This is a genomic window from Sulfidibacter corallicola (assembly GCF_017498545.1).
Taxonomy (GTDB): Bacteria; Acidobacteriota; Holophagae; order Acanthopleuribacterales; family Acanthopleuribacteraceae; genus Sulfidibacter; species Sulfidibacter corallicola.
Genome location: NZ_CP071793.1, coordinates 10,642,088 through 10,651,968, shown reverse-complemented (window position 1 = coordinate 10,651,968; position 9,881 = coordinate 10,642,088). Strand labels below are relative to the sequence as shown.

General features: G+C 56.4%; 4 protein-coding genes. 2 read left to right on the top strand and 2 right to left on the bottom strand.

Annotated features, from left to right (window positions below; translation table 11 throughout):
- The first annotated feature begins 5 nt into the window (after positions 1-5).
- Together J3U87_RS31925 and J3U87_RS31920 are read left to right on the top strand one after the other, a co-directional pair.
- Complete coding sequence (locus J3U87_RS31925) at positions 6-1,751, top strand: M20/M25/M40 family metallo-hydrolase (protein WP_237379862.1); 1,746 nt, start codon at positions 6-8, stop codon at positions 1,749-1,751.
- Positions 1,752-1,794: 43 nt separating this feature from the next.
- Positions 1,795-2,934, top strand: a complete 1,140-nt coding sequence (locus J3U87_RS31920; protein ID WP_237379861.1) for a linear amide C-N hydrolase — start codon at positions 1,795-1,797, stop codon at positions 2,932-2,934.
- A 291-nt stretch (positions 2,935-3,225) separates the two neighbouring features.
- On the opposite strand, the gene J3U87_RS31915 is transcribed toward J3U87_RS31920, so the two are convergent.
- Together J3U87_RS31915 and J3U87_RS31910 are read right to left on the bottom strand one after the other, a co-directional pair.
- Positions 3,226-4,593 (bottom strand): ATP-binding protein, encoded by a 1,368-nt coding sequence (locus tag J3U87_RS31915; protein WP_237379860.1) that lies wholly within the window; start codon positions 4,591-4,593, stop codon positions 3,226-3,228.
- A 28-nt stretch (positions 4,594-4,621) separates the two neighbouring features.
- Positions 4,622-9,730, bottom strand: a complete 5,109-nt coding sequence (locus J3U87_RS31910) for a two-component regulator propeller domain-containing protein (protein WP_237379859.1) — start codon at positions 9,728-9,730, stop codon at positions 4,622-4,624.
- Positions 9,731-9,881: the final 151 nt, after the last annotated feature.

Sequence of the window (9,881 nt, the reverse complement as noted above, 5' to 3'; positions counted from 1 at the left end):
GTGTGATGTTGCGAAAAACGATGATGACCCTTTTGTGGCTGTGCCTGCTGGTACCGGCCTGTACCCAGTCGTCGCATCCCGAAGGGGGTGGCGATGCCAAGCCGCCGGCGGGCACCTTGCCCGAGGTGAGCAGCGAGGCGATTCGCGCCGCGGCCGAGGCCGACACCGAACAGATGTTGGCCTTTCTGGTCAAAACCGTTCAATTCGAGTCGGTGGAAGACTACGGCTACGAGCTGAAACCGGAAACCGTGGCGTTGATGGACTACGTGCTCGAGACCGGCAAGACCATGGGATTCACGGCGCGCAAGGCGGCCGGCGGCCTGGTGGGCGTGTTGGAATACGGCCAGGGCGAAGAAGTCGTCGGGGCCCTGATCCACCTGGACGTGGTACCGATCTCGGCGGAGGAGCTGCCCCAATGGGAGCAACCGCCCTTCAGCGGCAAGATCGTCGACGGCGTGGTCTGGGGCCGGGGTTCGCAAGACGACAAGGGCGCCTTGGCCGGTGTGTTGTTCGGCGCCAAGACCCTGATCGACAACGGTCTGGCGTTCAAGCGCAAGTTGCGGATCGTGCTCGGCACCAAAGAGGAAAAGAATTTCGAGTCGATGACGCGCTACTTTCAGGAAGAGAAGCAGCCCGATTTCGGGATCGTGCCGGACGGGGTCTACATCGTTCAGGGCCAGAAGGGCATCGCCGATCTTCACTTCCACTTCAATACGCCGACACCGGCCGATGCGGACAAGGCGCCCCATCGCGTGATTCACTGGCAGGGCGGCACCGTGATCAATACCGTGCCCGATTTCTCGTTCGCGGTCATCAAGAGCCGCAACGTGGCCAAGACCCGCAAACAGTTGACTTCCCTGGTCGAAGAAGTGACGGCCGAGTTGAAGTCCGGTAAGTCCGATCGGTTTTACGGGGTGACGGCACCCTACGAGGCCAACCTGGGCGTGGCCGATTTCGCGGACTTCGCCAAGGAGTACCGGATCGAGAACGTGCCCGAGGGCGATTTGGTCCTGTACGCCAAGGGAGTGGCGGCCCACGGCAGTACGCCCGAAGAGGGCAAGAACGCGATCGTCGAGGTGGCCCTGGTGGGTTCCCAGATGAGTGACCTGCCGGACGACGTGTACCGCCGCGTGTTCGGGTTCATGGCCACCAAGATCGGCCTGAGCACGGACGCCAGCGGCTTGGGTGTGCCGCTGAACGCGCCGTCGGACGTGCTCATCCCGCCAGGGGTGTCGGCGCAGATCTACGTGGGGAGTTCGGCCAATCCCGGGGTGATCGGGGACGACGGCAAGGGGCTGCTGAAATTGGCGGTCAATTTCCGGATCGGTTTGGGCAATAGCGACCAGGAAGTCATCGAGGCCGCCACCAAATCCGTGGCCGAGTTCGGCGGGACCGTGCCACCGCCCGGCGAGGGGGCCGTGTACACCTCCTACTACATTCCTGGCGACGACGCTCTGTTGAACCTCGTGAAGGGCGCCTACAAGGGGGTCAATGGCCACGATCCCGTGTTGACGGTGGGTGCCGGGGCCAATTACATGATGCTGGTCAAGAACCACGTGTCGTTCGGCCCCGTCGATTTCTTTCCCCCGGGGACGACGACCTTCGATCCCACCCTGCTGCGGTTCCACCAGAAGAACGAGCAGTTTTCCATCGCGCAGTTGAAGCTGAACGTGGTGATTTACGCCGAGACGTTGCAAGACATGCTGCAGGCCGAGAAGGCGCCCATGCGCGACCGTCCCGACGGCACCTGAACCAACGCGCGCAAACGACCACAGACATCGAGAGGAGAGCGTCATGTGCACCGATTTCATCTTGCCCTTCGAGGGGTCGAACCCCACCATCATTTCCGGCCGGACCTGTGATTTTTCGCCCTCACCCGACGTGAGCTACCCCCTGTACAAGGTGCCGGCGGGCACCCATTTCAAAGCGTTCGCACCCGACAAGAAGCCGGGTTACGCGTGGACCAGTGACTACGGTTTCGTGGGTATCTCGATGCATTTCAGCAGCGAGGGGCCGGTCAAGGGTGAGGACGCCACCATGGAGGCCTTTTTGGAGGGACTCAACGAGAAAGGGTTGTCGGTGGCGGCCTTGTGGCTCAGCTACACCGAGTACGAGCCGGTCAGCTCGCCGAGCGAGGACAGCCGGTGCCTGGACGTCAACCAGTTGGTGAGTTACCTGTTGGGGACCTGCGCGACGGTGGATGACATCCAGCGCAAGTTGCACGACGTGATCGTGTGGTTCCCCGAGGCGTGGCAGACGATCGAGCCGATGCACCTGTCGGTTCACGATCCCAGCGGCAAGAGCTTGGTGGTCGAGTTCCTGAACGGCGAAAAGGTCTTTTACGACAACTCCGTCGGTGTGCTGACCAACGGACCGACCTTCGACTGGCACGTCATTCGGCTCAACTATTTCTTCAACGCACTGACGAACAAGGACAACGCACAGGACAAGTACGTCCAGATGAAGAAGGGCGAGAACGGTCGGTACCGGGTCACGGAAGGCAACGGCTACCAGAGCGAGGTGTTGGCGGGCGGCATGTTGGGCATGCCGGGAGACAGCTCGTCGCCGTCGCGTTTCGCGCGCGCGGCCAAGTTGCGGCGCTGCATTCCCAGCCAATACGACCAGCGGGCCGGGGTGCAGTACGCGCTGCAGGTGGTCAACCGGGTGAGTGTGTGCCAGGACGAGGTGTTGCTGTTGTACGGTAGCGACGGCAAGCCGGAGGTCCCGCGGAACTCCTACGACTACACCTTGTGGAAGACGGTCCGGGACCACACGAACGTGGTGTTCTACTACGCCACGGCCCAGAACCAGAACATCCGGGCCATCGAGCTGAAGGAACTCGACTTCAGCCCGGGCAGCGGCATCACGTTCACCAGCCTCGCCAGCGACGACTGGTTCAACGACAACACGGCGGCGCTGCAAGGCAAGAGCTGAGCCCGGTTTGGGATGTTTCGCACTGCGCCGGGGCGGGATCGTGCGCCCTGGCGCGATCGATCGGATTCGGCCGACGCCTTGGGTAAGGTATCGGTTTGGTGCACTCGCTTTCTCGTACCGTGGGTCTTCCTTCGGGGAGCTTCTGGCCCTGATCGATCACAGCCAGAGGCAATGGCGCACCATGCACGCCAGGAGAAGACGAGGGGAATGGCTTGGATGGTTGGGGCTGGTTTCGGATTGGTGACCTTTGTACCCGCGGGCCCGCCGGGACTGGGATCGAAACTTGACCTTTTACTGGTATGTTTTTTCGGCGAGCAATTCGACCTGGCTCGAGTGGGTTAGCAGGGAATCCGGCAAGGTGACCCGCACCGTGGTTTGTTGACCATCCACGCTGTCGACCTTGATCTGTCCGCCGTGTTCTTGGACCACGACGTCGTAGCAGACCGAAAGACCGAGCCCGATGTGGCCTGACCCCGTCGCCTTCGTCGTGAAAAAGGGAGTGAACAGCCTGGCGAGATTGGGTTCGGGGATTCCGATGCCGTTGTCCTCGATGAGAAGGACGCATCCATCCGCTTCTCTGACGGTTTTGATTCCCACCGAGGGGTGTGCCTGCCCGGGTGCTTCGCAAACCGCCTCCAATGCATTGTTCACGAGGTTGAGGATGGTGCGGCCCATGTTTTGAGGACTCACTTCGACTCTTCCAATGTTTGGATCCAGATCGAAGGAAAGGGTGATCTCCATGGTTTCGTCGTGGACGAACTTACTGTGGAACGCAATGTTGGCGTATTCTTCGACGAACCGATTGAAATCGATCTCGTGCTTTTTTCTTCCGGTGTCTCGCACCATTTCCAACATGGCATCGACGATGTGATTGGCCCGTTTGCCGTGTTCGCATACGATGTTGGCGTTCGTTTTGATGTCGTCGAGGATGCCATCGAATTCCTCGACCAGGGTTTGATTGATCACCTGGCCGCGCGCCAGGTTCAATTGCTCTTCGAACTCGTGGATCAGTTCGATCGACACTTGGGAAAAGTTGTTGATGAAATTGAGTGGATTCTTGAACTCGTGCGCGATTCCCGCGGTCAAGGTCCCCAATGACGCCATTTTCTCCTGCATCACCAACTGATCTTTTTTTCTCTCCAGCTCCTCGTTTTTTTGTTGAAGTTGGCGGGTGCGCTTTTTCACCATTGATTCGAGGTTCAACGTATAGTCACGAACCTTTTTCTTCATGTCGGCGTGTTCGATGGCCCGAACCAGGGTGATCAGAAGTTCCGGGGGATCGTACGGCTTCATGATGAACTTATAAATGTTGGCCTGGTTGATGGCGCTCATGATCGCTTCCAAATCCGCGTAGCCCGTGAGGATGATGCGCACCGTATCCGGGATTCTTTCGATGATACGGGCGAAAAACTCGGTTCCCGACAGTCGCGGCATGCGCTGGTCACTGATAATGACCCGAATCTCTTCCGGTCGCTTCATGGACTCGATGGCCTCCAGGGCCTCCTGACCGTCCAGGTAGCTGAGAATGCTGTATTTTTTTTGAAGCAAACCCTTCAATACATTAATGTTGTCCACTTCGTCATCGACCAGCATGATCGTCGGTTTGGGATATTGCGCATCGCTTGCCCCGGCCAGCTTCTTTTTGTTGAATAACGCCATTCCTTCACTCCTCGTTCCACCCTATGACTCAACTGTTCAATAAAGGAGTTTCCATTCGGTGTTGGGACCCTTCTTCTTCACGGGACTCGTCCCCGACATCGTCGGGATGAAGCGGAAGCTCGATCACGAACTCCGTACCTTCTCCGGTTCGGGAGGACATTTCGATGGTGCCGTGATGTTTCTTGATGATGCCGTAGGAAATGGAGAGGCCCAGGCCCGTGCCCTCGTTGAGGGTCTTTGTGGTGTAGAAGGGCTCGAATGCCCGTGCCTGAATTTCTGGTGTCATGCCGCAGCCGTTGTCGCGGAAGACAACCCGTGCTCGTTCGCCCAAGATCCGTGTTTCGACCACCATACGTCCCTGGTCATGGTCGGCATAGGTTTTCGACAATATCGCCTGGCACCCGTTGATCAGCATATTCATGAACACCTGGTTGAGCTCCGCCGCCCAACACTCCATCATCAATTCCCCTTCCATGTGGGTCACGAATTCGATCTTGTCCCCAAATTGAGTTTTGACCAGATTCAGAGTCGAACGGATGCCTTCGTGGAGGTTCACCGTTTTCATTTCGGCCTCGTCCAATCGCGAAAAGGTTCGCAAGTCTTTGACGATGCTGTGAATGCGTTGGGCACCGTTATGGATGGTTTCCAGTTGTTCGAACATTTCGACGAATTTGGCACCAAAGGCCTGGGTCAACTCCTCGCCGGCCTCTTCGTCGACGAGATCGAAGAGATAATCCTTGAATCGCTTCAAGGTTTCGCGCAGGTTGTAGGTTCCGGCGTTCACGAAATTGGTGGGGTTGTTGATCTCATGAGCCACGCCTGCCGCGAGGGAACCCAGTCCCGCCATCTTCTCGGCTTGAATCAGTTGGGTCTGGGCGCGGCGGATTTCCTCTTTCTTTTCGCGAATGGCTTCATATGCCATCGTGTTTTCCAGAGCGATGGCCGTCGATGCCGCGAGGGAACGAAGCAAGGCCACCTGGCGGTGTTTGTAGGCATGCTTGTGGTGGCTCTGGACGCTGATCAACCCGATGACCCCTTTTTGGGGGCTCGTCAGGGGAAAGCAAAGGAGGGATTTCAGGAGATCGTCTTTCCGATAACCCTCCAGTTTGGAAACGTATTTGGAATACTCCCGGTCAATATCGCCAAGCACGATTTCTTTGTTGTTGAGCACACACTGAACCGACAGCCGATTGGGATTGGTTGTCGAAATGATGTGGTCCGGGATTTTTTGGCCGTTGAACACATAGTGTATGAACGTGATCTGGCGTTGTGCTCGGTTGTACAGGCCCACACCGAACTCGTGGGTATCCATCATCGGTGTCAATCTGGCGTAGAGGAGGTCCACGATTCGCCCAAAATCGAGGTTGGCGGTGATTTCTCTACCGATATTGGCGAGAAGCTCGATTTCGCGGGTGCGTTCCCTGATTTTCTGTTCCAGGTTCCGATTGGCGTCGAAGAGTTGGAGGTGATTTTGAACCCGAGCCAGAAGCTCGACACGGGATATGGGTTTGATGAGGTAGTCGTTGGCTCCGGATTCGAATCCCTGAGCCAGGTCTCCGGTCTGGTTTTTCGCGGAAAGGTAAATGACGGGCAGTTGATGGGATGCTTTGGTCTTCCTGATCTCTTGACACACCTCGTAGCCCGACATGCGCGGCATCATGATGTCCAAGAGAACGAGGTCGATGTCACTCTGCTGGTCGAGAAGCTTCAGGGCTTCCGGTCCATTGGTCGCTTCCACGAGAGAATATGGCTGATTGGAAAGATGGTTTTTTAGCACACGGAGGTTGATCGGTTCGTCATCGACGATGAGGATTTTAAATTCCCCCGATTTCCTGGTCACCGGGCCTGGTTCGGTGGCGTCTTCATTGAAGACATCCAGTTGCCGGTGCGCCGGTGGTGTAATCTCCTCGCCCTCTTCGGAAGAGGAAACCAGGGTGAAAAAAAACGTGGACCCTTTTCCGATTTCCGACTCAACCCAAATGGTGCCTCCATGGAGTTCGACGAGTTGTTTGGTGATCGCCAAGCCCAGTCCGGTTCCACCGTGCAAGCGATCCGTCGCACCTTCGGCCTGTTCAAAGGTTTCGAATATTTGTTGGTGCTTCTCTCGAGGAATGCCGATGCCGGTATCGGCTATTGCGACCCGGACTGTGTCATCCACCGTGCGAGCCTTGATCTTGATGAAGCCTCGGTCGGTGAACTTAATTGCGTTCCCGATGAGGTTGAAAAGAATTTGTTGAAGCCGATTACCATCGGCTCGGACCGTACAATCGGGGGGGACGGCATTGATGAGTTCGACCGGCTTTTTGGAACCCAAGAGTTTAGACATGGTTATGACAACGTCGATCAATGACTTGAGATCCACTGATTTCAAGTCGAGATCGAAGCTCCGACTCTTGATCTTCGAGAAATCTAGAATGTCGTTGACCAGAGTCGAAAGACAACGTCCACTGGTTATCAACATGGTCAGATCGTTTTTGACGGCGGTGGGTAGGGTTCCCTTGGCTCCGTCGACGAGGGATTCGGCGAGCCCGATGATGCCGTTCAGAGGGGTCCGCAATTCGTGGGACGTATTGGCCAGGAAATGATCCTTGAGCTGATCCACCTGGCGAAGGCTATCGTTGAGCGCTCGTTCGTAAGCGACCTTACGGCGTTGGGTCCAGACGAAGGCACCGAGCAGGGCCAGTGCGGCAAGGGAATAAATCGAATAGGCCCACCAGGTTTTCCAAGGTGGAGGGAGGATCGTCAAATTCATCGACGCCGGTTTGGCACTCCAGATTCCATCCTTGTTGGCGGCTTTGACCTGGAACTGGTAGTCGCCTCCCGGAAGGTTGCTGTAGGTGGCGATTCGGTGTTTGGCATCGGTGTGAATCCAATCCTCGTCGAAGCCCTCGAGTCGGTATGCGTACCGATTTTTGGTCGGCTGGGCAAAGTGCAAGGCCGCAAATTCGATAGAGAACAGGTTTTGGCGGTGGTCCAATGTGATGTGTCGGGTCGCTTCGATGGCTGTTTTCATTGGTGAATTCGGCTCGGTGGGAAGGGTTTCCCGGTTGAAAAGGCGGAAGGCCGTGAGAACCACTTTCGGTTGGACGAGATCGTTGATGATTCGCTCCGGATTGAAGAACGTGATCCCTTTGGTTCCACCAAAGTAGAAGATTCCTTCCCTGTCCTTGTAATAGGAGCCGATCCAGTAGCCTGAACTTTGAAGGCCGTCTTTTTCGTCGAAATTTTTGATCACGCCGGTTTTGGGATCGATCCGTGAGATTCCCCGAACCGTACTGACCCACAAGAGTTGTCTGCGATCCTCGAGTATGCCGCCGATGGCGTTGGCGGCTAGCCCATCTTCGGTCGTGAATTTGGTGAAACGCAGGGGGCCATCCGCCTGCAAAACCAAGCGGTTCAATCCGGCGTTTTTTGTTCCTATCCAAAGCTCTCCAAGTGAACTGATTGCGAGACTGGTGATCCAGTTCCCCCCGAGGGAATGTGGGTCGCTCTCGTCGTGACGAAAAACTTCGAAACGACGGGTCTCGGGGTCGAAACGGTTGAGTCCGGATGCGGTACCGATCCACAAGATACCGTTCCGATCCTCTACAATCGCGAGCACATCGTCGTTGCTGAGAGAATGGGGGTCACTTTCGTTGTGGTTGAAGATCTCGAAGCGTCTGGTCTTGGGATCGAATCGATTGACACCTCCACCCTGAGTCCCGATCCAAAGTACGCCGTGTCGGTCCTCCTCGATAGTGGAAATGTCGTCGTTGCTGAGAGAATGAGAATCGTCCTTGTCCTTACGAAATGCTTCGAAGTGGCGGGAGTGTGCGTCGAAACGGTTGAGTCCGCCCCCGTAGGTCCCGATCCAAAGGATGCCCTGACGGTCCACGGTCAGCGCTTTGACCTTGTTATGGCTGAGTGAACCAGGGTTTTTCGATTGGTTACGGAAGACCTCGAAGCGACCCGTTTGGGGATCGAAGTGGTTTAGGCCGTCGAGTGTGCCAATCCAAAGTGCACCGCCTCGATCTCCCGTGATCGCATACGCAAAGTTTTGACTGAGGGAATTGGGTTTTCCCGGTTCGTGTCGAAACGAACCGAACCGCTGTGTCTGTGGGTCGAAGCGGTTGAGCCCCGCATTCCAAGTTCCGATCCAGAGGTTTCCCTGGCGATCTTCCGCAACCGACACGACCCGATTGTCGCTGATAGAGTGTGGATCACCTTCCACGTGGCGGAAGGCCTCGAACCGGCGGGTCTGTGGGTCGAAGCGGTTGAGCCCCCCCGACTCGGTGCCTATCCACAAGATGCCATTGCGGTTCGAGACGATTGCATTGATCTCGTTATCGCTGAGGGAATGCGGATTGCCCGATTCGTGGCGATAGGTTTCGAACAGGCCCGTTTTTAGACCGTACCGGTTGAGTCCGCCCCCTCTGGTCCCGACCCAAAGGGTGTCGTGGGTGTCCAGGAGGATTGTTTTAATACTGTTTTGGCCGAGCGAACGCGAACCATGCGTTTCATGACGGAACACCAGGAATTGTCGGGTTAACGGATCGAACCGGTTGAGTCCGTTGTCGGTACCCACCCAGAGGATTCCGTGCCTATCCAGCCCGAGCGCATGAACGGTGTTGTGGCTGAGTGAGCGTGGGTCGCCCTTTTGATGGCGAAAAACGTCGAAACGGCGCGTGACGGGGTTGAAACCGGTGAGGCCATTTTTGGTTCCCATCCAAATCACACCGTGTGAATCTACTGCAATTGCATGGATCTCGTCATGGCTGAGTGACTGTGGGTTGTTTCTGTGATGGCGGAACACCTCGAAACGTTGGGACTCGGGGCTGAAGCGATTGAGCCCGCCACCGCGAGTACCGATCCATATGTTGCCCTCCCCGTCCTCTGCGATGGAAAGGATATAGTTGTGACTGATGGAATGGGGGTCGCCGGGAACGTTCGTGAAATGGCGGAACGAATAGCCGTCGAATCGATTTAAACCGGTCTGGGTTCCGAACCACATGAATCCCTGCCGATCCTGCATCATGCAGATGATCGACAATTGGGAGAGTCCTTCTTCGGTCGAATAGCGCTCGAAGCGTAGACTGCTTTTTTCCTGGGCTGCATAACCCAACCCCACCAACAAAAACCCAAATATCAAGGGCTGCATGGAGCCTCCGATTCCAGATTGGAGCGATTACGGGATCTGGCGCCTTCATCCGCAGATATCTCGAGTCGTTGGCGTTACCGACCAAGCAGGCGAAAACCAAATATGGCATTTATGAAGGAGGAAGCTCTTGAATGGATTTACTTGAATCGAA